Origin of the sequence: Pseudomonas sp. SIMBA_067, from assembly GCF_046534675.1 — a bacterium.
GTDB lineage: Bacteria > Pseudomonadota > Gammaproteobacteria > Pseudomonadales > Pseudomonadaceae > Aquipseudomonas > Aquipseudomonas putida.
In genome coordinates this window covers 1-261 of sequence record NZ_JAWRYH010000674.1, presented here as the reverse complement: position 1 = coordinate 261, position 261 = coordinate 1, and the positions used below count along the sequence as shown (strand labels likewise).

Here is a 261-nt window from a genome sequence, read left to right as displayed (position 1 = left end):
CGGCTTGGCCCTGATGTTCGGTGTCATCGAAACGTGCCTTGAACGCCTGGGCGTCGGTCGCCAACTGCGCCGCCAGTGTATTCATATGCCGTACGCACAGTTCCAGGAAGCGCTGGGCCTCGTCCACGCTTTCCCAGTCGGGATTTTGCCCACCCCAGATCGCCGGAAACCATTCGCCGACTTCCACCTGCGCGGGGCTGGAGACCAACGCCGTGAAGTAGCCGTCGAGTTCGGCCAGGTTCAGCACCGAATGAGCGTCGC

1 protein-coding gene is annotated in these 261 nt (G+C 62.8%); it reads right to left on the bottom strand.

Features of this window, described 5'->3' with window-relative positions; all coding sequences use genetic code 11:
• Positions 1-261: UPF0149 family protein (locus tag SB765_RS30825; RefSeq protein WP_410932647.1), on the bottom strand; the 261-nt coding region annotated here is incomplete at both ends.